A 21,434-nucleotide genomic window follows, 5' to 3' on the forward strand; every position below is an offset into this window, starting at 1 on the left:
GTCCGCGCCCCGGGTGGTCGTATGGACGGCGGGAGTTCCTGACTCACCTTGCCGGGCGCGTGCAGACGCACAGCCCGGGCCGGCTCACAGTGGCGGGACCGCGCCGGATTCTCACCGGGCTTCCTCCCCGGGGTCCTGGGACCCCATGCCGTCTGCATAGTAGATCGTGCGGTCGGCGGGCCGGGTCGGGAGACGGAGTCGGCCGGATCACACTGCGGGCGGGATCGTGTGCCGGGCCCGCTTGCGGATGCGGATCGTCCGGCTTCCGGCGGAGGACCGACCCCGCGTCCGGCCGAGAACCGACCCGCTTGTGGGCTGCGGATTGTCCCGCTTCCGGCCGAGAACCGACCCCTCGTCCGGGCACGAATCGCCCTGCTTCCGACCGAGAACCGACCCGCATCCGGCCGCGAATTCTCCCGCCTCCAGCCGAGGACCGACCCGCATCCGGCCGCGAATTGCCCCGCTTGCGGCCGAGGACCGGGCGGCCTCCGGCCGAGGATCGGCGCCGCTGCCGGCCGAGGACCGGCCGCCGTGGCGGCCGGATCGCGCCCGGTGGCCGCCCGGTGGCCCGTCGGTATGCTCGCCGCCATGCCGCCCACCCCGCCCCCGACGCCCGACCCGGGCGAACCTCGCATACGGGACCGTGGCGACGCGTGCCCCGGGGCGCTGCGCCTGCACTCCGCCGACGACGGCCGTCTCGCCCGACTCCGCCTGCCCGGAGGCCGTTTGACGTCTCGTCAGGTCGAGGCCCTGGCCGATGCGGCGGAGGCCCTGGGCGACGGACGGCTCAGCATCACCTCGCGCGGCAACGCCGAGCTGCGCGGTCTCGCCGACGACTGCGGCGCCCAGCTGGCGGCGCTTCTCGACGAGGCGGGCATGCTGCCCTCCCCCACCCACGAACGCGTCCGCAACATCGTCGCCTCCCCGGCCTCGGGCCTCGACGGACTCGGCGCCGCCGACGTGCAGTTGTGGGCCCGCGAGCTCGACTCCCATCTGCGCTCAGCGCCCTGGGCGGCGGCGCTTTCCGGCCGGTTCCTCTTCGTCCTCGACGACGGGCGCGGTGATGTCGCCGGCCTCGGCGGGGATGTGACCTTGGTCGCAGTGAGGGGCGGAGAGGCAGAGCTGCACGTCGGCGGGCGAGCCGTCCGGCTCGCGAGCTCCGACGCGCCCGGCGCGGCCCTGGCGGTGGCGGGCGGGTTCCTGGCCGCGGCGCGGAGGGCCGGGACCGGGGCCTGGCGGGTCCGTGAACTCCCGGAGGGTTACGCGGTGGACGTGGCGGAGTCGGGGGTGACGGCCCGGCCCGTACCCGCGCCGGAACTCCCCCAGGGCCCTCCCCTCTCCCCCGGCGTCCTCGGGCCCAGCGCCCTCTCCGTCCTCGCCCCGCTCGGCCGCCTCACCGCCGCCCAGCTCCGGGCGCTGCTCCCCGCCGGGGAAGTGCGGCTCACGCCCTGGCGCGGGGTCGTCGTGGCCGGGGCCGGCGCCGACCGGCTGCCCGCCCTCGACGCGGCCGGGCTCATCACCCGCCGCGACTCCCCCTGGGCCGGTGTCACCGCCTGCACCGGGCGGCCCGGCTGTGCGAAGTCCCTGGCCGACGTCCGCGCCGACGCCGCCCCGGTGGACGCGGCCCCGGGCCCCGCCCACGACCACCCCGGAGGCCCCGGAGGCCCCGGAGGCCCCGGAGGCCCCGGAGGCCCCGGGCACATGCAGGCCCCCCTTCTTCCCGTGCACTTCTCCGGGTGCGAGCGCCGCTGCGGCCACCCGCACGGCGCCTGGACCGACGTCCTCGCCACCGCCGGCGGCGCCTACCTGGTGGACGGCGTCCCCACCCCCCGTACCGCCCTGCCCGAAGCCGTGACCGCGGCCCGCACGACGAGATGAGCGAGAGCAACAGGATGTTCGACTACGAGAAGGACGGGGCGGAGATCTACCGCCAGTCCTTTGCCACGATCCGCGCCGAGGCGGATCTGGCGGGCCTGCCCGCCGACGTCGCCCAGGTGGCGGTCCGGATGATCCACGCCTGCGGCATGACCGACCTCGTACGCGACATCGCCTGGTCGCCGCGGGTCGTCACGAACGCACGCGCCGCCCTCCGCGCCGGAGCGCCGATCCTCTGTGACGCGCAGATGGTCGCGAGCGGTGTCACCCGGCGCCGGCTGCCCGCCGACAACGAGGTGATCTGCACCCTCTCGGACCCGTCGGTGCCGGGCCTCGCCGCCGAACTCGGCACCACCCGCTCCGCCGCTGCCCTCGAACTGTGGCGGGACCGTCTCGAAGGCTCGGTCGTCGCCATCGGCAACGCGCCGACCGCCCTCTTCCACCTCCTGCAGATGGTCGCGGAAGGGGCCGGGAGGCCCGCCGCCGTCCTCGGCATACCGGTCGGCTTCATCGGCGCCGCCGAGTCCAAGGACGCCCTGGCCGCCCAGGACCTGGGCCTCGACTACCTCGTCGTACGGGGCCGCCGCGGCGGCAGCGCCATGACGGCCGCCGCGATCAACGCGATCGCCCACGAAGCGGAGATTCAGAAGTGACCGGCAAGCTGTACGGCGTGGGGCTCGGCCCCGGCGACCCGAACCTGATGACGGTGGCCGCCGTGAAGGCCATCGCCGCCGCCGACGTGATCGCGTACCACTCGGCCCGCCACGGCCGGTCCATCGCGCGCTCGATCGCCGCCGAGCACCTCCGTGACGACCACATCGAGGAGCGGCTGATGTACCCGCTCACGGTGGAGACCACGGACCACCCGGGCGGCTACCGGGGTGCCTTGAACGACTTCTACGAGGAGGCCGCGGCCCGTCTCGCCGCGCACCTCGACGCCGGCCGCACCGTCGCCGTCCTCGCCGAGGGCGACCCGCTGTTCTACGGCTCGTACCAGCACATGCACAAGCGGCTCGCGGACCGCTACGACACGACCGTCATCCCCGGTGTCACCTCGGTGTCCGCCGCCGCCGCCCGGCTCGGCGAGCCGTTGTGCGAGGCCGAGGAGGTCCTCACGATCATCCCCGGCACCCTGCCGGAGGACGAGCTGACGGCCCGTCTCGCGGGCACCGACTCGGCGGTCGTGATGAAGCTCGGCCGCACCTTCCCCACCGTGAAGCGGGCGCTGGAGCGGGCCGGCCGGCTCGACGACGCCCGGTACGTGGAGCGGGCGTTCATGGCGGGCGAGCGGACGGGCACGCTGTCCGAGATCGACCCCGAGTCGGTCCCCTACTTCTCCGTCGCCGTCCTCCCCTCCCGGGTCGACCGCGAACCGGCCGTACGGGAGCGGGGCGAGGTCGTCGTCGTCGGCACCGGCCCGGCCGGCGCGCCCTGGCTCACCCCCGAGTCGCGCGGCGCGCTCGTCAACGCCGACGTCCTCGTCGGCTACACCACCTACCTGGACCGGGTGCCGGCGCTGCGCCCCGGGCAGATCCGGCACGGCTCCGACAACAAGGTGGAGTCCGAGCGCGCCGAGTTCGCCCTCGACCTGGCCCGCCGCGGCCACAAGGTCGCGGTCGTCTCCGGCGGCGACCCGGGCGTCTTCGCGATGGCCACGGCCGTCCTGGAGGTCGCCTGCGAGCCGGAGTACGCGGACGTGCCCGTACGGGTCCTCCCGGGCGTGACCGCCGCCAACGCGGCCGCCGCCGCCGCGGGCGCCCCGCTCGGCCACGACTACGCGACGATCTCGCTCTCCGACCGGCTCAAGCCCTGGGACGTCATCGAGACCCGGCTGCGCGCCGCGGCCTCCGCCGACCTGGTCCTCGCCCTCTACAACCCGGGGTCGAAGTCCCGTACGCACCAGGTCGCCGCGGCCCGCGACCTCCTGCTCGAACTCCGGTCGCCCGAGACCCCGGTGGTCGTCGCCCGCGACGTCGGCGGCCCGGAGCAGTCGGTGCGGGTGGTGACGCTCAAGACCCTGGAGCCCTCCGAGGTCGACATGCGGACCCTGCTCCTGATCGGCTCGTCGCAGACGCGGGCGGTCGAGCGGGCCGACGGCCGGACGATCGCCTGGACCCCGCGCCGCTACGGCTGACGCCCGGGCGGGCGGACGAGGTCAGAACTCCTGCTGCTCGGCGTCGGGCGGCAGGAGGCAGGGGGTGCCGACGACGGCGATGATGCGGCCCTGGTTCTCCAGGCTCTGACCAGCCCGGGGCTGCCGACCACGATCATGTCGTCGGCGCCGAGTCCCTTCCCACCGGAGTCGGCGGTGCCCACCATCATGGAGCCGTAACTGCGCCCGACGACCGTGAGATGGGTCGGTTCGCCCTGGTGCGAGGCGCGCAGCCCGCCGGTGAAGTCGCGCAGTGTCCCCGCGTCGTCCGGCGGGCGGAACCCGCTGGTCCAGCTCCGGAACCGGCCGGTAGAGTCCGGATCCGGCGGTGACGCGGCCCCACCCGCACCGCCCGGCTCCCCCACGAGTCCCGCACCACATCACCTGCTTCCCACAGGTCCGGAAAGGGCCCTCTCTCTGTGACGACTCGCAACCGGCTGAGCGCCCTGGTCACGACGGCCGCGCTCGCCGCATCCGGCGGCCTCCTGACCGCCACCCCTGCTGCCGCCGCCGTCACCTGCGCCTCCCCGGTGTGGAAGGCGGAGTACTACGCCAACACCACGCTCACCGGCACGCCCAGGCTGACCACCTGCGACAACGTCATCGCCGAGAACTACGGCACCGGCGACCCGGCCGGCGTCACGCTGCCCCGGGACAACTTCTCCGTCCGCTGGTCCGTCACCCGCGACTTCGGCTCCGGTGGCCCCTTCACGTTCACCGCCGAGGCGCAGGACGGCATCCGCGTCCACCTCGACGGCGTCCGCAGGATCGACCTGTGGAAGAACGTCTCCACCACCCAGAAGAAGACCGTCGCCGTGACCGTCCCGGCCGGCCGCCACACCATCCACGTGTCCTACGCGACCTGGACGGGCGCCGCCAACGTCAAGTTCGGCTACGCGCCCAACACCTCGGCCTCCGTCGACAAGGTCCGGCCGCTGGCACCGGCCGGCGCCACCGTCGCGTACGACCGCTCCCTGAACAAGGCCACCCTGAAGTGGGCGGCCAACAAGGAGATGGACCACGCCGGCTACCGCGTCTACCGTCGGCCGAGCACCTCGGCGGCCTGGACGAGGGCCGGCGGCACCGCGCTCGTCACCGGCACCGCGTACGGCGAGAACCCGCCCGCCACCGGCCAGCGCTTCCTCTACGAACTCCGCGCCGTCGACAAGGCCGGCAACGAGTCCCCGGGCAGCGCCGACCTCACCGTCGCCACCGTCGACAGGACCCCGCCGGTCGCCCCGCACGTCATGCTGGACGCCTGCCCGGACAACCTCCCCTACGCGGCCCCCCAACTCGTCACCACTGCGGCGAACTCGGCCGACATCGCGTGGTACGAGGCCCAGCGCCACAACCCGGTGACCGGCGCCTGGACCACGGTCCACTCCGGCGCCAGGGGCTCTTTCTGCGACACCGGGCAGCCCGCCGACGGCAGCAGTGCCACCTACCGCGGCCGGGCCCGCGACGCCGCCGGCAACTGGTCCCCGTACTCGCCCGCCACCAGCCTCACCACCGCGGATCTGACGCCGCCCGCGCCCGTCACCGACGTCCGCGTCGACCACCGGTCGGGCGTCCCCCACCTCACGTGGTCCCCCGTGGCCGGCGCCGCCTCGTACCAGGTCGTCCAGTACGACCCCGCCACCGGCGGGCACCTGAACGCCCTGCCCACGGGCGACACCACGACGGCGACCGACGTCGTGCCGCGCCAGACGGCCGCGGTGGCCGACACCTACCGGTACGCCGTGCGGGCCGTCGACGCGAAGGGCAACGCCGCCGCCCCCGTGGAGACCACGCTGTCGATGGCCGACCGGGCCGAGTCCATCCCCCCGTTCCGGACGACGGCGAACAGGTTCGACGAAGGCGTGATGATCTGGTGGCTCGCCGCCGATCCGTGGACCGTCGACGAGAACCCCCTTCCCGCCTACCGGATCGTCCGCACCGACACCGCGACGGGTGAGACCAGCACCGTCGACGGATGCAAGCCGTTCACCTCGGACGACCGGCCGCTGACGGGCCCCGACGTGAGCTGGACGTGGGCCGACGACACGGCTCCCTCCTACGCCGGCCGCAAGATGATCGACGGCCGCTGCTGGGACGTCCAGGGCAAGTCCAGGACGACGTACGAGTACCGGATCGTGACGATCGACCGGTACGGGCACGCGTCCCAGCCCGGGCCCGCCGCCACGGAGACCACCCCGGACACCGAGCGCCCGGCCCCGGTCCTGGACCTGGCCGCCGAGCGGATCCCGTTCGGCGTCCGCCTCACCTGGACCCCGCCCGCCGACGACGACGTCGAGGGCTACGCGGTCTGGCAGGGAACCACCGACCCCGCCACCGGTGAGACCTCCTGGGAGCGGAACTGCTGGTGGGGCGATTCCATGCCCCGGACCGAGATCCTCTGCCCGACGGTCCCCGACGGCCGCGAGCACGTCTACCGGGTCGCCGCCATGGACTCCTGGGACCCGGACCCCCGGCTCGACGACCTCAACCCGGCGGAGATCACCGTCGCCCTGCCGGACACCCGGCCGCCGGGCTGGACCGGCACCGGCATCCGCCAGTCCACGTACCCCGGCATCTACCTGGGGTGCGCCGACGGGTCCTCCGTCCCGTGCGGGACCGCCACCCGGTACCGCGTGGAGCGCTGGGACCCCAGCGCAGGCGCCTACACCACCCTCAGCACGGGCGCCGTCGGCAGCACGCCGGTCTACTACAGCGACCCGGCGGTGGGCGATGACCTGCTGAGCCTCCACTACTACCGGGTGGTCTTCACCGACCCGTCGGGCGCCGAACAGTCCGTCCGCTCGGAGGCGTACGGAATCTGGGCCTCCTGGCTCTGAGGCACTCCTACCGCAGCGCCCAGGCGGCGGCCTCCCCGGGGGTCGCCGCCACCGGTACGCCCTCCGGGACCGGAGGGCGGCGGACCACGACGACCGGGAGGCCCGCCTCGCGGGCCGCGGTCAGTTTCGGGGCGGTCGCCGCGCCACCGCTGTCCTTCGTCACCAGGACGTCGATCCGGTGGCGGGCCAGGATCTCCCGCTCGCCGTCCGGCGTGAACGGCCCGCGGTCGAGGAGGATCTCCGTGCGGGCCGGCATCGGGGCCTCCGGAGCGTCCACCGAGCGGACCAGGAACCACTCCGGGCGGTCCGCGAAGGCCGCGAGGCCCATCCGGCCGGTCGTCAGGAAGACCCGGTCGCCGAGGCCGTCGAGGGCCCCGGCCGCCGCCTCCAGGGACGCCACGGACCGCCAGTCGTCGCCCTCCCCGGGGACCCAGCCGGGGCGGCGCAGCGCCAGCAGGGGAACATGGGCGGTGGCGGCCGCCCGGGCCGCGTTGAAGCTGATCCGCTCGGCGAAGGGATGCGTGGCGTCGATGACCGCGTCCACGGCGTGCCCGCCGATCCACTCCACGAGCCCGTCGACGCCGCCGAACCCGCCGATCCGCACCTCGCCCTCGGGCAGCCGGGGGCTCGCCACCCGCCCCGCGAGGGAGCTGGTGACCCGGGCCTTCGCGTGCAGCAGTCCCGCGAGGGCGCGGGCCTCGGTGGTCCCCCCGAGAATGAGTATGTGCACAGGAGCCTCTTCGTGACTTCAGGCGGCGGGCGTGAGGCCCAACTCAAGCACACGGGTCTCCGCCCGGGGTGGACGACGGGTGCCTGCGCGACGGCGGCGACGACGGCCGCGTACACGGCGCTCCTGACCGGCGATTTCCCGGACCCGGTGACCATCACGCTGCCCAAGGGCCAGACGCCGTCCTTCGCTCTCACGGCGGAGTCCCTCGACGCCGGTACGGCCATGGCCGCCGTGACCAAGGACGCGGGCGACGACCCGGACGTCACGCACGGCGCCGTGATCCGCTCGACGGTACGGCTCCTGCCGGCCGGTTCGGGCGTCGTCTTCCGGGCCGGTGAGGGCGTCGGCACGGTCACCCTGCCCGGCCTGCCCCTGGAGGTCGGCGAGCCGGCGATCAACCCGGTGCCGCGGCAGCTGATGCGGGAGCACGTGGCGGAGGTCGCGGCCCGGCACGGCGGGAGCGGCGACGTCGAGATCACCGTCTCCGTCGACAACGGCGCCGAGATCGCCCGCTCCACCTGGAACCCCCGGATCGGCATCCTGGGAGGCCTGTCGATCCTCGGCACGACGGGGATCGTGGTCCCGTACTCGTGCTCGGCGTGGATCGACTCGATCCGCCGCGGCGTGGACGTGGCCCGCGCGGGCGGTCTGACCCACGTGGCGGGCTGCACGGGCTCGACGTCGGAGCGGACCGTCGCCGGCCTCTACGACCTGCCGGAGATCGCGCTCCTCGACATGGGCGACTTCGCGGGCGCGGTCCTCAAGTACGTTCGCCGCCACCCCGTCGACCGCCTCACGGTCTGCGGCGGCTTCGCGAAGCTCTCCAAGCTGGCCGCCGGCCATCTGGACCTCCACTCGGCGCGCTCCCAGGTCGACAAGGGCTTCCTGGCGGAGCTGGCCCGTACGGGCGGCGCGTCCGAGGCCCTCGCCGCGGAGATCACGGACGCCAACACGGGTCTCGCCGCGCTCCGCCTCTGCGAGGCCGCGCACGTCCCCCTGGGCGACCTGGTGGCCAGCCGGGCCCGCGACGAGGCCCTCGCGGTGCTCCGGGGCGCCCCGGTGGCGGTGGACGTGATCTGCATCGACCGGGCGGGGACGGTGGTGGGACGGTCGGCGGTGGCGGGCCCGGGCGCGTAACCAACGGTCGGCGGCGGCAGGACCGGGCGCCTAACCACCGGTCGCCGGTGGCGGGACCGGGCGCGCGCAGCCACCGGTCGCCGACGGCAGGACCGGGGGCGCGTAACCACCGGTCGCCGGGTGGCAGGACCGGGCGCGCCGCCGTGTCCGGGGCCTCCGCTGCCGGGCCCGTCAGACCGTCGGGTAGCCGATCTCGCGTACGTCCTCGGCGAGGTCCGCGAGCGTCACCTCCGGGTTGAGCGCGGCGACGATCTCCGCCGTCAGCGGACGCAGGGCGAGGACGTGCCGGACCGCCTCGACGTCGACCGACCGCTCGTAGTAGTCCTCGGCGAACTCCACGTACGCCTGCGCCGAACGGTCCGTGAGGTGCTGGAAGAGGCGCGCGGAACCGTCCGGGTCCTCGCGGTCCTCCAGGTCCGTGAAGTCCACCGGGCCCGTGTGCCAGGCCGTGTCCGCCGGCTCGCGCCAGAGGCAGGCGGTGGTCACGTGGACTCCGTCCTCGTCCGTGAACGCGGGCTCCGTCAGGTACTCCCGGAACGCCTCCGGGACCCCGTCGATGACCCCGGGCCACGTCAGCCCGTCCGCGAGCGGCCCGAACGGGCTCATCGGCGACTCGTGGTCGAAGGCGCGCGCGAACACCCCTGCCGGGGAGAGGACGATCGTGTACTCGTCACCCGAACCGTTCTTCATCGAGGCCAGCTGCTCGGTCTCCGACCAGTGCGCGTCGAAGGAGTAGTACCGGCTCTCCCACTCGGGGCTCAGCACGGCCTCCACCATCGCGAGCCCTCGGCTGTGGTCGCGCAGTTCCTCGATACCCGGCAGCGCCCGGGCCACGTCGTAGACAGTCACGTCTCCATGAGACCGCATGCCGCTGACGGCCGACATGCGGCCCCCGGGTCACGAACCTAGGCTTACCAGCACCTACCACCCTGACCGAGAGGGAGCCCCATGGCCAAGCGAGGCAACAAGAGGCGCGCCCGCAAGAAGAAGAACGCGAACCACGGCAAGCGGCCCAACGCCTGACCGCCCGGCCGTCGGTCGCCGGACGTCCACGCGCCGGGGCCCCGGGGATCGGACTCCCCGGGGCCCCGGCGCGTGTGCGTGCCGCCGGCGTCAGCAGGCGTGGCGGTCGCGTGCCGGGTCGTACAGGTGGCTGTCGCGGAACTCCGAGGCGCCCAGCGTGCGGCCGACCAGGATGACGGCCGTCTTCGTGATGCCGGCCTCCTTCAGCTGGGGCGCGATGTCCTCGAGCGTGCCCCGCAGCACGATCTCGTCGGGGCGGCTGGCCATCGCCACGACCGCCGCCGGGCAGTCCAGGCCGTAGTGGGGGACGAGTTCGGCGACGACCCGGTCCACGTACCGCGCGGCCAGGTGGAGGACGAGCAGCGCGCCACTGCGGCCCAGGGTCGCCAGGTCCTCGCCCTCCGGCATCGGCGTGGCCTGCTGTGCGACGCGGGTGAGGACGACCGTCTGGCCGACCGTCGGGACCGTGAGTTCCCGCTTCAGCGCGGCAGCGGCGGCGGCGAAGGCCGGGACGCCGGGGACGACCTCGTACGGGATGCCGGCCGCGTCCAGGCGTCGCATCTGCTCGGCCATCGCGCTGAACACCGACGGGTCGCCCGAGTGCAGCCGGGCCACGTCCTGCCCGGCTTCGTGGGCCGCGGCGATCTCGGCGACGATCTGGTCCAGGTCCATCCGCGCCGTGTCGACGAGCCGCGCCTCCGGCGGGCATTCGGCGAGCAGCTCGGTCGGGACGAGGGAGCCCGCGTACAGGCAGACCCCGCACTTCGCGAGCGTCCGCGCGCCGCGCACGGTGATCAGGTCGGCCGCGCCGGGACCCGCGCCGATGAAGTAGACGGTCATCGCTCTTCAGAACCTTTCGTTACGGACCACTGCGTGACCGGCATCGCCTGGCGCCAGCCGGTGAAGCCGCCCACGGGGACGGCGGCGGCCACGGCGAGCCGGACCAGTTCGCCGCCGTGGCGGCGGTAGCGGTCGGCGAGCAGCGCCTCGGACTCCAGCGTCACGGTGTTCGCGACGAGCCGGCCGCCGGTGGGCAGCGCGTCCCAGCAGGCGTCGAGGAGGCCGGGGGCGGTGAGGCCGCCGCCGATGAAGATGGCGTCGGGGGCGGGGAGACCGGCGAGACCCTGGGGGGCCGGGGCCGTCACCACCCGCAGGCCGGGGACGCCGAGGCGGTCGGCGTTCCGTGTCATCCGCGCCGCCCGTTCCTCCGACTTCTCGACCGCGATGGCCCGGCAGGAGCGGTGGGTCCGCATCCATTCGATGCCGATGGAGCCGGAGCCGCCGCCGATGTCCCAGAGGAGTTCGCCGGGCGCGGGCGCGAGGGCGGCGAGCGTGGCGGCGCGCACGAAGCGCTTGGTGAGCTGGCCGTCGTGTTCGTACGCCTCGTCCGGGAGCCCCGGCACGGCGCCGAGCCGGAGCGTGTCCGGGTCGCGTACGCAGTCGAGGGCGAGGACGTGCAGCGCGTCGGTCCGCTCGTACGGCCAGTCGGCGGCGGTCCCGTCGAGGACCCGCTCCCGGTCCCCGCCGAGCTGCTCCAGGACCCGGATGCGGGTGCCGCCCCAGCCGGTCTCCCGGAGCAGGGCCGCGACCCGCGCGGGAGTCTCGGGGCCCTCGCCGAGGACGAGAAGCCGGCGCCCGGGGTGGAGCGCGGCGGACAGGGCGGCGAGGGGCCGGGCGACGAGGGAGACGGTCTCGACGGTCTCCAGGGGCCAGCCGAGGCGGGCGGCGGCGTACGAGACGGAGGACGGGTGCGGGTGGATCCGGAGCCGGTCGGCGCCGACGGTCTCGGCGAGGGTGCGGCCGATGCCGTGGAAGGAGGGGTCGCCGCTGGCGAGGACGGCGATCGCCCGGCCCTCGTGGGCGGCGAGCAGTCCGGGGACGGCGGGGCGGAGCGGAGAGGGCCAGGTGAGGCGCTCGCCGGTGCAGTCGTCGCCGGGGAGGAGGGCGAGCTGGCGGGGGGCGCCGATCAGGACCTCGGCGGTCCGCAGGACACGGCGGGAGCTCTCGGGGAGCCCGTCCCAGCCGTCCGCGCCGATTCCGACGACCGCTATCGCACCGTTCACGTCGGCGACTCTACGTGAGGGCCGTTTTCCGGCGGTACGTGGCGGGCCCCACTCGGGCTCTGCCCGGGACGCGCTCGGGCCCTCGCCCGGTCCGCTCGGGCGGCGCCTACTTCCGGGCGTTCTGCCCCACGTAGAACAGGATCCAGACGAAGCCGGCGAACGCGTGCGTCGCGAAGACGTAGACGAAGACGCGGAGCATCACTCCGCGTTCCTTCCAGCGCTCCAGATCGGTCATGCGCTCCAGGGTACGGGCCGGAATAGACGGCGGGGTGGCACCGTTGAGCGGAGTAGTTTAAGCTTCAACCATTAGCCGCCAGGCACCAGGAACGCGAGAGGTGAGCACGATGCAGTTCGGGATCTTCACCGTCGGCGACGTGACGACCGACCCCACCACCGGCCGCACCCCCACCGAGCACGAGCGGATCAAGAACACCGTCGCCATCGCGCTCAAGGCCGAGGAGGTCGGGCTGGACGTCTTCGCGACCGGTGAACACCACAACCCGCCGTTCGTGCCGTCCTCCCCCACCACCCTCCTCGGGCACATCGCCGCCCGCACGGAGAACCTGATCCTCTCCACCTCCACCACGCTGATCACCACCAACGACCCGGTGAAGATCGCCGAGGACTACGCGACGCTCCAGCACCTCGCCGACGGCCGCGTGGACCTGATGATGGGCCGCGGCAACACCGGCCCGGTCTACCCGTGGTTCGGCCAGGACATCCGGCAGGGCATCCCGCTCGCCATCGAGCACTACGCGCTCCTCCACAAGCTGTGGAGGGAGGACGTGGTCGACTGGGAGGGCAAGTTCCGCAGCGCCCTCCAGGGCTTCACGTCCACCCCGCGCCCGCTCGACGGCGTCCCGCCGTTCGTCTGGCACGGCTCCATCCGCTCCCCCGAGATCGCCGAGCAGGCCGCCTACTACGGCGACGGGTTCTTCGCGAACCACATCTTCTGGCCCAAGCAGCACACCGAGAAGATGGTCCGCCTCTACCGCCAGCGGTACGCCCACTACGGCCACGGCACCCCCGAGCAGGCGATCGTCGGCCTCGGCGGCCAGGTGTTCCTGCGCAAGAACTCGCAGGACGCGGTACGGGAGTTCCGCCCGTACTTCGACAACGCGCCGGTCTACGGCCACGGCCCCTCCCTGGAGGAGTTCTCCCGGGAGACCCCGCTGACCGTCGGCTCGCCGCAGGAGGTCATCGAGCGCACCCTGTCCTTCCGCGACTACGTGGGCGACTACCAGCGCCAGCTGTTCCTGGTCGACCACGCGGGACTGCCGCTCAAGACCGTCCTGGAGCAGCTCGACATCCTCGGCGAGGAGGTCGTGCCGGTGCTGCGCAAGGAGTTCGCCGGCCTGCGCCCGACCGGCGTCCCGGAGTCGGCGCCGCTCCACCCCGCCGTCCTCAAGACCCGTACCGAGAAGGAGTCGTAAGCCATGCAGACCCTGAAGCTGGTCGCGGTCTCCGCCGGCCTCGGCTCCCCCTCCTCCACCCGGCTGCTCACCGACCGGCTCCTCCAGGCCGCGCGGTACCGACTGGCCGAGCAGGAGTACGCCGTCGACGTCCAGGTCGTCGAACTGCGCGACCTCGCCGTGGACATCGCGAACAACTTCGTGACCGGCTTTCCCTCCGGGCGGCTCCAGGAGGCGATCGACGCGGTGACCGGCGCCGACGGGGTCATCGCCGTGACCCCGGTCTTCACCGCCTCGTACAGCGGTCTGTTCAAGTCGTTCTTCGACCTGATCGACCCGGCCGCGCTGGCCGGCACCCCGGTCCTCATCGGGGCGACCGGCGGCACCGCCCGGCACTCGCTCGTCCTGGACCACGCCCTGCGGCCGCTCTTCGCCTATCTGCGGGCCCTCGTCGTCCCGACCGCCGTCTACGCGGCGTCGGAGGACTGGGGCACCGGCGGCGACGAGGCCTCCCCGACGGGATGGGGGGAGGGGCTGCCCACCCGGATCACCCGGGCCGGGAACGAGTTCGCGGACACGGTCGCCGGCCGGCCGTCCCGGCGGCTCGAAGACGACGAGGTCGTCCCGTTCGAGAAGCAGTTGGCCGATCTGCGCCTGGATTGATCCTTTTGTTACGTTGTGGGGGAGGGTTCCCGACAACGAACGGAGGTCGGCGATGGCCGGCAGGATCGTGGTGGGCGTGGACGGCTCGGAACCGTCCCTGAAAGCGCTGCGGTGGGCGGCCGGGCAGGCCGCCCTCACCGGGGACTCCCTCCAGGCGGTCATCGGATGGGAGTACCCGGCGTCCTGGGCGGCGGCACCCGGAGTACCGCCGGACTTCGACCCCCAGCACCTCGCCGAGCAGTCCCTGGACGAGTCCCTGGCCAAGGTCCTCGACCCGGCCGTCGCCGCCGGCGTGACCCGTACGGTCGTCAGCGGCAACCCGGCCCAGGCCCTGATCGACCAGGCCGCGGGCGCGTCCCTGCTGGTCGTCGGCGACCGCGGCCACACCGGCTTCAAGGCGGCGGTCCTGGGCTCCGTCTCCAGCAGGGTGACCCAGCACGCCCCGTGCCCGGTGGTGGTCGTACGGGGCACGGGGGACTGACGGGGCGTCCTCAGGCGGGCACCACGTCCGCCACCACGCACGCCACGTTGTCCGGCCCGCCCAGGTCCCGCGCCAGCGCGACCAGGGCCTCCGCCGCCTCGTCCGGACCGACGCCCGCGGCGAGCGCGCGGCGCACGTCCTCGGCCGGCGCGACCGCCGAAAGCCCGTCCGTGCACAGCAGATAGCGGTCGCCGGGCCGCGTCTCGTGCACTCCGAGCTCCGGCTCGGGCGGCACGTCCCCGCCGTCCAGGGCCTTCAGGAGCAGCGCCCGGTCGGGGCGGTCCGCCGCCTCGGCCGGGTCCAGTTCGCCCGCGTCGACGAGGGCCTGGACGACGGTGTGGTCGCGGGTGAGGCGTACGAGCGCGCCGTCCCGCAGCAGGTACGCCCGCGAGTCGCCCACGTGAGCGAGGGCCAGGCGGCCGCCCGTCCACACGGCCGCGGTCAGGGTCGTGCCCGAATCGGTCAGTCCGGAGACCGCGCCGTCGGCCGTGCGCACCGCGTCCTCAAGGGCGTTGAGCACGTCCCCGGCGCGTGCCGAGGGGGCCGGTGCCTGTACGGCCTCCAGTGCTCCGACGGCGGCCAGCGCGGCCCGCTCGCCCTCGGGGCCGTACCCGTCGGCGACGGCCAGCAGGTGCCGGCCCGCGTGGGCCGCGTCCTGCTGGGAGGCGCGGACCAGGCCGCGGTCCAGACGCACGGCGGTCCGCAGGACGAAGGAGGGCCGGCCGGCCGCCCCGGCGATCGTCACGGCCTTCGCTGAGCCCACCTCGCGGGTCGTCTCGCCGGTCGTCTCGCCGGTCATCTCGTCGGTCATCTCGTCGGTCATCTCGTCGGGTCCCTTCAGCCGGTCCACCAGGGAGGTCGCCAGGTCTCGCCGCGCCGCGGTCTCCGACTCGACCCGCGCCCAGTAGCCGCGGATCGCACGGGCAGCGCCCGCCGCGTCCGACGCGTACAGCGCGCAGACCCGTCCGACCTCGGCGAGCGGCATGCCGATCCGCCGCAGCCAGGCGATCAGCCGGGCCCGTTCGAGCTGCTCCACGGCGTAGTAGCGGTAGCCGGTGAACGGGTCGACGCGGGCGGGCGGCAGCAGGCCGAGCTCGTCGTAGCGGCGCAGCACCTTGGCGGAGAGCCGGGAGGCACGTGCGAATTCCCCGATGGTCAGCATCGGCCCTGACACGGGCACAGGCATGGGCTCTTCGTCGCGCACGGCTCGATTCTCCTCCCTGTGCCGGGCCTTCCGCCCGGCACGCCCGATGCTGGGCCCTCCCCGCGGGGGAAGGTCAACCGCGAGGCGGCGCACGCCGTGCGGCGGGCCGCCGCCCGGCGCATGATGCCCTCATGGACATCAAGCTGGAACTGATCGGCGTGCCCGTCACCGACATCGACCGGGCCAAGGCCTTCTACGAGCGGGTGGGGTTCCACGCCGACCACGACATCCCGGTCAGCGAGGACATCCGCTTCGTCCAGATGACCCCGCCCGGCTCGGCCTGCTCGATCGCCTTCGGCAAGGGCATCACCGAGATGGCCCCGGGCTCCCTCGACAACATGCAGGTCGTGGTCACGGACATCGAGGAGGCGCACCGCGAGCTGAAGGCCCGCGGGGTCGAGGTCAGCGGCATCGACGACCAGCCCTGGGGCTCCTTCGTCTACTTCGCCGACCCCGACGGCAACCGCTGGGCGGTCCAGCAGACCGCCCCGCGGAACGCATGATCACTTGCGGTTGTAGAGCCGCATGGTGACCGCCCCGAAGACGACCACGAGCACCGCCGACCAGCCCAGCGTCCAGGCGATGTCCGCGGCCGGCCAGTTGCCCGCCATCAGATCCCGCACCGCCGTCGCCAGATGGGTCACCGGGCTGTTGTTGACGAAGGCCTGGAGCCAGCCCGGCATCGTCTTCGGGTCGACGAAGACGTTCGACAGGAACGTCAGCGGGAAGATCACCATCATCGAGACGCCCATGACGGACTTCTCGCTGCGCAGCAGCAGACCGAACATGGTCCAGATCCATGAGAACGCGAACGAGAAGACCACGAGCAGCGCGACCCCGAGCAGCACGCCCACGATCCCGCCGTCCGGCCGGTAGCCGATGAGCATGCCCACGGTCAGCATCACGGCCGAGGCGATCAGATAGCGGACGACGTCGCCGAGGAGATAGCCGACCATCGGCGCCGGCCGCCAGATCGGCAGGGTGCGGAAGCGGTCGAAGACGCCCTTCTCGATGTCGGTGTTGACCGAGATCCCCGTGTACATCGTGATCATCACGACGCTCATCACGAGGATGCCGGGCAGCAGGAACTGGATGTACGACGAGACGGAGCCGGCCAGCGCACCTCCGAAGAGGTACGTGTACATCAGCACCATCATGATCGGGAAAGCCGTCACGTCGAACAGCTGCTCCGGCACGTGCTTGATCTTCAGCATGGCCCGCCAGCCGAAGGTCATCGAGGCGGAGAGCGCGCTGGGGCGCGGCGGGCGGGAGTGACCCACGAGCAGCGCCGCGAGTTCGTCGGCCTTCGGGGCGACGAAGTCCAGCGTGTCGGTCGTCTGCGTGTCCTTGCCGGTGGTGACGGTCATGCCGTCGTTCCTTTCCTGTCCGTCAGCGCCAGGAAGACCTCGTCGAGGCTGGGCTGGCCCAGCGCGAAGTTGTCGACGGTGATCCCGGCCCGCGTCAGCTCCGCCAGTGCCCGCGCGGCCTGCTCGGCGGCGCCGAGGTCCGTGCCGTGGCCGTCGACGGTGGCGGTGAGCGCGACCGGGTCGGCGTCCAGCTGGACGGTGGCGTTCAGGGCGCCCACGATGATCCGCTCGGCCTCGGGCCGCTGCTCGGGGTCCCGGAGGCGTACGTGCACGGAACCGGAGCCGACGGAGGCCTTCAGCTCGCCCTTCGTCCCCTCCGCGATCACCTTGCCGTGGTCGATGACGGCGATCCGTGAGGCCAGCTGGTCGGCCTCGTCCAGGTACTGGGTGGTCAGCAGGACGGTGGTGCCCTGGGCGACCACCGCGCGGACGATGTCCCAGACCTGGTTGCGGCTGCGCGGGTCGAGGCCGGTGGTCGGCTCGTCGAGGAACAGCAGGTCGGGGGTGTTGAGGATGGACGCGGCGATGTCGATACGGCGCCGCATGCCTCCCGAGTAGTGCTTGACCTGCTTGTCGGCGGCCTCCGCGAGCCCGAACGCGGCGAGCAGCTGCGCGGAGCGCTCGCGAGCGGCGGGCCGGGTGTGGCCGAGGAGCCGGCCGAGCAGGACGAGGTTCTCGGTGCCGGTCAGGTCCTCGTCGACGGAGGCGTACTGCCCGGTGAGGCTCACCCGGCCCCGTACGGTGTCGGCGTCCTCGACGACGTCCTTGCCGAAGACGCGGGCCCGGCCGCCGTCGGGACGGAGCAGGGTGGCGAGCATCTTGACGGCGGTGGTCTTGCCGGCGCCGTTCGGCCCGAGGACCCCGTACACGGTCCCGGCGGGCACGCGGAGGTCGATGCCGTCGACGGCGCGGTTGCTGCCGAAGACCTTGACCAGGCCCTCGGTCTCGATGGCGAGGTCGGTCATACCGTGAATCCTCCGGGAGAAGAGGGCGCGGAGCAGACGCGCGCGAAAGAGAGCGCTCCTCCCAGTCTCCGTCGGCCACCGCCGGATCGCCAGAGCGGCGGAGGCGGGTCTTCCGCGGCCGGCGTCCCGGTCCGCCGGTCTCCCGGTCCGCCGGTCTCCCGGTCCGCCGGTCTCCCGCGAGACGGGCGCGGTCGGCCCCCGGTGGACCCCGTCTCCCGGAGGATCGCGTCTCCCCCGCCCGGCGGAGGCGGAACGGTCTTCGGGGCGACGGCGGGGGGCCGGGTCCGGCGGGACGCTGATCCCATGATGAGAATCAAGGCCCTTCCCGACGTGCCCCGTTGGGCCGTCCTCGCCGCCCATGCCGTCCCGCTCGTCACCCTCCCGTCAGGGCTGTGGAGGCTCGCGCTCGTCGCCGGGCTGCCGGTCACGCAGGACGCCGACTGGGGTGCCGGCATGAGCGCGGGGGAGTCCGTGTACGTCGTCTCCCTCAGCGTCGTGTCCGAGCTGCTCGCCTTTCTCACCCTGGGGCTCGTCCGCTCCTGGGGCGAGGTCTTCCCGCGCTGGATGCCGTTCCTCGGCGGGCGGCGGGTGAACCCGGCCGCCGCGACCGGCGCGGCCCTGGCCGGGGTGGCGGGGCTGTGCGCGATCGCCGCCTGGGGCGCGTACGCCTCGTACGCGGACCTGGGGCCCGGCATCCCCGCCACACCGGCGCAGGACGCCCTGCTGGTCGTCTGCTACGCGCCGCTCCTGGCCTGGCCGGTGCTGCTCGCCGCCGTGGCGGTCGCCTACCACCGGCGCCGCCGCGGCGAGGAGCGTCGGGGCGGCGGGCGTCAGTACGGCGCAGGCCGCCCGGCGGCGTCCTCGTGGGTGTAGAAGAGGTAGTACGCGGCGGTGGCGGTGACCGCGCCGAAGGCGAGTCCGAGCCCGGTCGACGACAGGATGCTGGCATCGGACAGGCTGAAGAGGAAGCCCACGGCGATGCCCGAGAAGGCGCCCCAGGCGGCGGCCCGCACCTCGCGGGGGAGGACGTGGCCGTGGCGCCGGAGCAGGTGGATCCCCGCGGCGAGGACGATGGCCGAGATGAGTCCGAGCCACAGCTGCCCCAGGGTGAGGGGGCCGCCGTCGCGCGCGATGGTGGGCGCCCAGAGGCCGTACAGGACGCCGAGGGTGCCCGGTACTCCCCAGCCGTGGGTGCTGAACTGCCGCCCGACGGGTATCGCTGCGTGTGCGGCCATGGCAGGAGCTCCTTGTCTCTCGCCCCCCTGCTGCGTCCCGCACCCTCAAGGGCACACCCGCGCCGGGCACCCCGCAAGTGGATCAGGCGGCGGGCCGGGCGGCCGGCTCAGGGGGCCGGGCGCACGGCGACCGCGTCGATCTCGAAGAGCATGCCGGGCAGGGCGAGGGCCGCGACGCCGCTGAGGGTCTGGGCCGGGAGCCGCTCGCCGAAGTGGGCGTGCAGCCCCTTGCCGAGGGCCTCCAGCTTGGCCATGTCGTGGTCGACGATGTACGAGCCCAGGCGGACGACGTTCTCCAGGCCGAGGCCGACGCCTTCGAGGGCGAGCCGCAGGTGGGTGAGGGAGAGCTCGACCTGGGCGGCGAAGTCGCCGGGGACGGGCGAGCCGGACGCGTCGGAGGCGTACTGGCCGCCGATGAAGACGAGCTCGCCGGGCGCGGACACGGCGTGGCTGTAGCCGAAGGGGGTCGGGTCGTGGAGGGTGTCGGGGTTGGTGATGACCCGCTGGTCGGCGGAGGTACGAGCGGTGGTGGAGGGCTGGACGGCGGTCATGAGTGATCGTTCCTTCCGGAGAGCGCGGCCACGGGGAACGCGGCCAGGGTGACTGCGGCGCCCGCGAGGAGCACCGTACCGAGGGAGAACGCGTCGGCCAGGAGCCCGCCGAGGAGGGCGCCGCCTCGCGATCGCGAGGCAGAAGACGCTGACGTTGAGGCCGGTGGCCGTCTCGACGTCGTCGGGGGCGGCGGCCATGAACCAGGACTGGAGCGCGACCGAGACCCCGCCGTAGGCGAGCCCTCAGAGGAGCAGCAGGCCGGCGCCGGCGATGGCCGAGTCGCCCACCCCGACCCGCTCCGGCCCAGGGCCCGACCAGGACCGCTCAGGCCCCCTCCGCCGCCAGCGCCGCCAGTCGCCCCAGCGCCCCGTCGAGGACCGCTCGCGGCGGCGACGCGAGCCCGATCCGGATCGCGTCCGGCGCCGTCCCCGTACCGTCCCGGCCGCCCACCGCGAAGGCGCCGCCCGGGGTGACCGCCACGCCCGCGCGTGCCGCGGCCGCCGCCGTGAAGGTCTCCGCCCGCCAGGGCGCGGGCAGTTCCCACCAGCAGTAGTACGCGGACGGCGAGGTCCGGACGACCTGCCCGGCAAGCCGTCGTCGGACCAGGGCGTGCCGGGCCCGCGTGTCCGCCCGCTTGGCCGCGACCACCTCGGCGACCGTCCCGTCCGCCGTCCACCGGGTGGCGGCCGCGAGGGCGAGCCCGCCCGCCGTCCAGGCGCCGGAGCGCAGGGCCGCCGCCACCGCCGCCCGGAACGGTCCCGGGACGACGAGATAGCCGACGGTCAGACCGGGGGCGAGGCGCTTGGAGAGGCTGTCGACGAGGAGGACCCGCTCGGGGGCGTGCGCGGCGAGCGGCGCGGGCGCGTCCGGCACGAGGAAGGCCCAGGTGGTGTCCTCGACCGCCGTCAGGTCCATGTTCCGCAGCAGTTCGGCCAGTTCGGCCCGGCGTCCCTCCCCCGCGGTCGAGGAGAGCGGGTTGTGCAGGGTGGGCTGGAGGTAGACGGCGGCCAGCGGCGCCGCCCGGTGGGCCGCCGCGAGCGCCTCGGGCCGTACCCCCTCCTCGTCGAGGGCGAGCGGTACGAGCCGAATGCCGAGCGTCTCGGCGACCGCTTTGACCAGGGGATACGTGAGGGCTTCGACGCCCAGGCGGCCGCCGGGCGCGACGAGGGCGGAGAGGGCTGCGGCGATGGCCTGCCGGCCGTTCCCGGCGAAGAGCACGCTCTCGGGGTCGGGCGCCCAGCCGGGCCGGGCGAGCACGGCCGCCGCCGCGTCACGGGCTTCCGGGGTGCCGGTGGCGGCGGCCGGCCGGGAGACGGCCTCGGCCAGGACGTCGGACCGGGCGAGGGACGCGAGGGCCCGGGCCATCAGTTCCGACTGCCCTTCGGCGACGGGGTAGTTGAGCTGGAGGTCGACGGGCGCGGCGCCGGTCGCCTCGGCGAGCGCGGGTCCCGGGAGCGGGGGTGCGGCCCGGACGAAGGTGCCGCGCCCGACCTCCCCGACGACGAGGCCGCGCCGGGCGAGCTCGCCGTACACGCGGATCGCCGTCGAGTTCGCGATGGCGTGCCGGCGGGCGAAGACGCGCTGCGGCGGCAGCCGGTCACCGGGGCGCAGCCGCCCGGCCCGTACGGCGGCCTCGACCCGGTCGGCGATCCTCCGGTACTCCTCCATGCGGCCCCCGCGCCTCCATCCGACGATTGCACCGAGAGCAAAGATCTTATTGCACCGAGAAGTTGCGGCTGCC

At 74.0% G+C, this 21,434-nt stretch carries 23 protein-coding genes and 1 riboswitch; of the genes, 11 read left to right on the plus strand and 12 right to left on the minus strand.

Annotated elements, in window-relative coordinates; all coding sequences use genetic code 11:
* Positions 1-10 precede the first annotated feature (10 nt).
* Positions 11-168: riboswitch (cobalamin riboswitch) on the minus strand.
* 408 nt (positions 169-576) lie between these two features.
* The 3 genes from IF00_RS0130815 to cobJ are packed head-to-tail and all read left to right on the plus strand — an operon-like array spanning position 577 to position 4,009.
* Positions 577-1,878, plus strand: coding sequence for a cobalamin biosynthesis protein CobG (locus IF00_RS0130815; protein ID WP_030323708.1), 1,302 nt, complete (start codon positions 577-579; stop codon positions 1,876-1,878).
* A gap of 14 nt (positions 1,879-1,892) precedes the next feature.
* Entirely contained in the window at positions 1,893-2,528 is a 636-nt protein-coding gene (locus IF00_RS0130820; RefSeq protein WP_030323710.1) for a precorrin-8X methylmutase, read from the plus strand.
* Positions 2,525-4,009 (plus strand): precorrin-3B C(17)-methyltransferase, encoded by a 1,485-nt coding sequence (gene cobJ / locus IF00_RS0130825; RefSeq protein ID WP_030323712.1) that lies wholly within the window; start codon positions 2,525-2,527, stop codon positions 4,007-4,009. The genes IF00_RS0130820 and cobJ overlap by 4 nt, the downstream gene beginning before the upstream one ends.
* Here the strand turns inward: cobJ and IF00_RS44155 are convergent.
* Entirely contained in the window at positions 4,000-4,392 is a 393-nt protein-coding gene (locus IF00_RS44155) for an alpha/beta hydrolase (protein WP_078944906.1), read from the minus strand. The two genes, cobJ and IF00_RS44155, sit on opposite strands and share 10 nt — an antisense overlap.
* 54 nt (positions 4,393-4,446) lie before the next feature.
* Here IF00_RS44155 and IF00_RS0130830 point away from each other — a divergent pair, with 54 nt between their 5' ends.
* Positions 4,447-6,861 (plus strand): PA14 domain-containing protein, encoded by a 2,415-nt coding sequence (locus IF00_RS0130830; protein WP_030323713.1) that lies wholly within the window; start codon positions 4,447-4,449, stop codon positions 6,859-6,861.
* Positions 6,862-6,868: 7 nt separating this feature from the next.
* On the opposite strand, the gene IF00_RS0130835 is transcribed toward IF00_RS0130830, so the two are convergent.
* Positions 6,869-7,591, minus strand: coding sequence for a cobalt-precorrin-6A reductase (locus IF00_RS0130835; protein ID WP_030323715.1), 723 nt, complete (start codon positions 7,589-7,591; stop codon positions 6,869-6,871).
* Between the two features lie 12 nt (positions 7,592-7,603).
* Here IF00_RS0130835 and IF00_RS0130840 point away from each other — a divergent pair, with 12 nt between their 5' ends.
* Positions 7,604-8,728 carry a cobalt-precorrin-5B (C(1))-methyltransferase gene (locus tag IF00_RS0130840; RefSeq protein ID WP_051820697.1) on the plus strand — a complete coding sequence of 375 codons (1,125 nt, stop codon included), beginning with the start codon at positions 7,604-7,606 and terminating at the stop codon, positions 8,726-8,728.
* A gap of 171 nt (positions 8,729-8,899) precedes the next feature.
* On the opposite strand, the gene IF00_RS0130845 is transcribed toward IF00_RS0130840, so the two are convergent.
* On the minus strand, positions 8,900-9,613 hold the full coding sequence (locus IF00_RS0130845; protein WP_078944907.1) for a hypothetical protein: 714 nt from the start codon (positions 9,611-9,613) through the stop codon (positions 8,900-8,902).
* A 63-nt stretch (positions 9,614-9,676) separates the two neighbouring features.
* On the opposite strand from IF00_RS0130845, the gene IF00_RS48110 reads away from it, so the two are divergent.
* Complete coding sequence (locus IF00_RS48110; protein WP_015034725.1) at positions 9,677-9,751, plus strand: 50S ribosomal protein bL37; 75 nt, start codon at positions 9,677-9,679, stop codon at positions 9,749-9,751.
* A 90-nt stretch (positions 9,752-9,841) separates the two neighbouring features.
* Here the strand turns inward: IF00_RS48110 and cobM are convergent, their stop codons facing one another.
* The 3 genes from cobM to IF00_RS47180 all read right to left on the minus strand — a co-directional run bounded on the left by cobM (position 9,842) and on the right by IF00_RS47180 (position 12,049).
* Positions 9,842-10,591 (minus strand): precorrin-4 C(11)-methyltransferase, encoded by a 750-nt coding sequence (cobM, locus tag IF00_RS0130850; RefSeq protein ID WP_030323720.1) that lies wholly within the window; start codon positions 10,589-10,591, stop codon positions 9,842-9,844.
* Positions 10,588-11,814, minus strand: coding sequence for a bifunctional cobalt-precorrin-7 (C(5))-methyltransferase/cobalt-precorrin-6B (C(15))-methyltransferase (locus IF00_RS0130855; RefSeq protein ID WP_030323722.1), 1,227 nt, complete (start codon positions 11,812-11,814; stop codon positions 10,588-10,590). The genes cobM and IF00_RS0130855 overlap by 4 nt, the downstream gene beginning before the upstream one ends.
* 106 nt (positions 11,815-11,920) lie before the next feature.
* Positions 11,921-12,049, minus strand: a complete 129-nt coding sequence (locus IF00_RS47180) for a DUF6126 family protein (RefSeq protein WP_245234679.1) — start codon at positions 12,047-12,049, stop codon at positions 11,921-11,923.
* Between the two features lie 109 nt (positions 12,050-12,158).
* Between IF00_RS47180 and IF00_RS0130865 the strand changes: the two genes are divergently transcribed.
* From IF00_RS0130865 to IF00_RS0130875, 3 genes are read left to right on the plus strand one after another with little or no spacing between them, the layout of a single operon-like run.
* Positions 12,159-13,247 carry an LLM class flavin-dependent oxidoreductase gene (locus tag IF00_RS0130865; protein WP_030323723.1) on the plus strand — a complete coding sequence of 363 codons (1,089 nt, stop codon included), beginning with the start codon at positions 12,159-12,161 and terminating at the stop codon, positions 13,245-13,247.
* A gap of 3 nt (positions 13,248-13,250) precedes the next feature.
* Positions 13,251-13,889: an FMN reductase gene (locus IF00_RS0130870; protein WP_030323724.1), complete on the plus strand. Its 639-nt coding sequence runs from the start codon at positions 13,251-13,253 to the stop codon at positions 13,887-13,889.
* Between the two features lie 52 nt (positions 13,890-13,941).
* Positions 13,942-14,370 (plus strand): universal stress protein, encoded by a 429-nt coding sequence (locus IF00_RS0130875; RefSeq protein WP_030323726.1) that lies wholly within the window; start codon positions 13,942-13,944, stop codon positions 14,368-14,370.
* Positions 14,371-14,380: 10 nt separating this feature from the next.
* Here the strand turns inward: IF00_RS0130875 and IF00_RS0130880 are convergent, their stop codons facing one another.
* Complete coding sequence (locus tag IF00_RS0130880) at positions 14,381-15,532, minus strand: MerR family transcriptional regulator (protein ID WP_078944908.1); 1,152 nt, start codon at positions 15,530-15,532, stop codon at positions 14,381-14,383.
* 173 nt (positions 15,533-15,705) lie between these two features.
* On the opposite strand from IF00_RS0130880, the gene IF00_RS0130885 reads away from it, so the two are divergent.
* Complete coding sequence (locus IF00_RS0130885) at positions 15,706-16,077, plus strand: VOC family protein (protein ID WP_030323730.1); 372 nt, start codon at positions 15,706-15,708, stop codon at positions 16,075-16,077.
* Here the strand turns inward: IF00_RS0130885 and IF00_RS0130890 are convergent, their stop codons facing one another.
* Positions 16,078-16,941, minus strand: a complete 864-nt coding sequence (locus tag IF00_RS0130890; protein WP_030323732.1) for an ABC transporter permease — start codon at positions 16,939-16,941, stop codon at positions 16,078-16,080.
* Entirely contained in the window at positions 16,938-17,906 is a 969-nt protein-coding gene (locus IF00_RS0130895; RefSeq protein WP_030323734.1) for a daunorubicin resistance protein DrrA family ABC transporter ATP-binding protein, read from the minus strand. The genes IF00_RS0130890 and IF00_RS0130895 overlap by 4 nt, the downstream gene beginning before the upstream one ends.
* A 303-nt stretch (positions 17,907-18,209) precedes the next feature.
* Between IF00_RS0130895 and IF00_RS0130900 the strand changes: the two genes are divergently transcribed.
* On the plus strand, positions 18,210-18,779 hold the full coding sequence (locus IF00_RS0130900) for a hypothetical protein (protein ID WP_051820687.1): 570 nt from the start codon (positions 18,210-18,212) through the stop codon (positions 18,777-18,779).
* On the opposite strand, the gene IF00_RS0130905 is transcribed toward IF00_RS0130900, so the two are convergent.
* From IF00_RS0130905 to IF00_RS0130915, 3 genes are all read right to left on the minus strand, one after another.
* On the minus strand, positions 18,737-19,141 hold the full coding sequence (locus tag IF00_RS0130905; RefSeq protein WP_030323738.1) for a hypothetical protein: 405 nt from the start codon (positions 19,139-19,141) through the stop codon (positions 18,737-18,739). The genes IF00_RS0130900 and IF00_RS0130905 overlap by 43 nt on opposite strands.
* Positions 19,142-19,248: 107 nt before the next feature.
* Positions 19,249-19,692 (minus strand): RidA family protein, encoded by a 444-nt coding sequence (locus IF00_RS0130910; protein ID WP_051820688.1) that lies wholly within the window; start codon positions 19,690-19,692, stop codon positions 19,249-19,251.
* Between the two features lie 325 nt (positions 19,693-20,017).
* Entirely contained in the window at positions 20,018-21,361 is a 1,344-nt protein-coding gene (locus IF00_RS0130915; RefSeq protein ID WP_030323741.1) for an aminotransferase-like domain-containing protein, read from the minus strand.
* Positions 21,362-21,434: the final 73 nt, after the last annotated feature.

Origin of the sequence: Streptomyces flavochromogenes (genome assembly GCF_000717595.1) — a bacterium.
Taxonomy (GTDB): domain Bacteria; phylum Actinomycetota; class Actinomycetes; order Streptomycetales; family Streptomycetaceae; genus Streptomyces; species Streptomyces flavochromogenes.

What these genes read in the sequence shown, in the direction of transcription:
- IF00_RS0130870 (WP_030323724.1), top strand. Translation starts at nt 13,251, where the DNA reads ATGCAGACCCTGAAGCTGGTCGCGGTCTCCGCCGGCCTCGGCTCCCCC.
- IF00_RS0130875 (WP_030323726.1), top strand. Translation starts at nt 13,942, where the DNA reads ATGGCCGGCAGGATCGTGGTGGGCGTGGACGGCTCGGAACCGTCCCTG.
- IF00_RS0130880 (WP_078944908.1), bottom strand. Translation starts at nt 15,532, where the DNA reads ATGCTGACCATCGGGGAATTCGCACGTGCCTCCCGGCTCTCCGCCAAG.
- IF00_RS0130820 (WP_030323710.1), top strand. Translation starts at nt 1,893, where the DNA reads ATGTTCGACTACGAGAAGGACGGGGCGGAGATCTACCGCCAGTCCTTT.
- IF00_RS0130865 (WP_030323723.1), top strand. Translation starts at nt 12,159, where the DNA reads ATGCAGTTCGGGATCTTCACCGTCGGCGACGTGACGACCGACCCCACC.
- IF00_RS0130915 (WP_030323741.1), bottom strand. Translation starts at nt 21,361, where the DNA reads ATGGAGGAGTACCGGAGGATCGCCGACCGGGTCGAGGCCGCCGTACGG.
- cobM (WP_030323720.1), bottom strand. Translation starts at nt 10,591, where the DNA reads ATGACCGTCTACTTCATCGGCGCGGGTCCCGGCGCGGCCGACCTGATC.
- IF00_RS0130905 (WP_030323738.1), bottom strand. Translation starts at nt 19,141, where the DNA reads ATGGCCGCACACGCAGCGATACCCGTCGGGCGGCAGTTCAGCACCCAC.
- IF00_RS0130815 (WP_030323708.1), top strand. Translation starts at nt 577, where the DNA reads ATGCTCGCCGCCATGCCGCCCACCCCGCCCCCGACGCCCGACCCGGGC.
- IF00_RS0130910 (WP_051820688.1), bottom strand. Translation starts at nt 19,692, where the DNA reads ATGACCGCCGTCCAGCCCTCCACCACCGCTCGTACCTCCGCCGACCAG.
- IF00_RS0130890 (WP_030323732.1), bottom strand. Translation starts at nt 16,941, where the DNA reads ATGACCGTCACCACCGGCAAGGACACGCAGACGACCGACACGCTGGAC.
- IF00_RS0130900 (WP_051820687.1), top strand. Translation starts at nt 18,210, where the DNA reads ATGATGAGAATCAAGGCCCTTCCCGACGTGCCCCGTTGGGCCGTCCTC.
- IF00_RS0130895 (WP_030323734.1), bottom strand. Translation starts at nt 17,906, where the DNA reads ATGACCGACCTCGCCATCGAGACCGAGGGCCTGGTCAAGGTCTTCGGC.
- IF00_RS0130885 (WP_030323730.1), top strand. Translation starts at nt 15,706, where the DNA reads ATGGACATCAAGCTGGAACTGATCGGCGTGCCCGTCACCGACATCGAC.
- IF00_RS0130845 (WP_078944907.1), bottom strand. Translation starts at nt 9,613, where the DNA reads ATGTCGGCCGTCAGCGGCATGCGGTCTCATGGAGACGTGACTGTCTAC.
- IF00_RS47180 (WP_245234679.1), bottom strand. Translation starts at nt 12,049, where the DNA reads ATGACCGATCTGGAGCGCTGGAAGGAACGCGGAGTGATGCTCCGCGTC.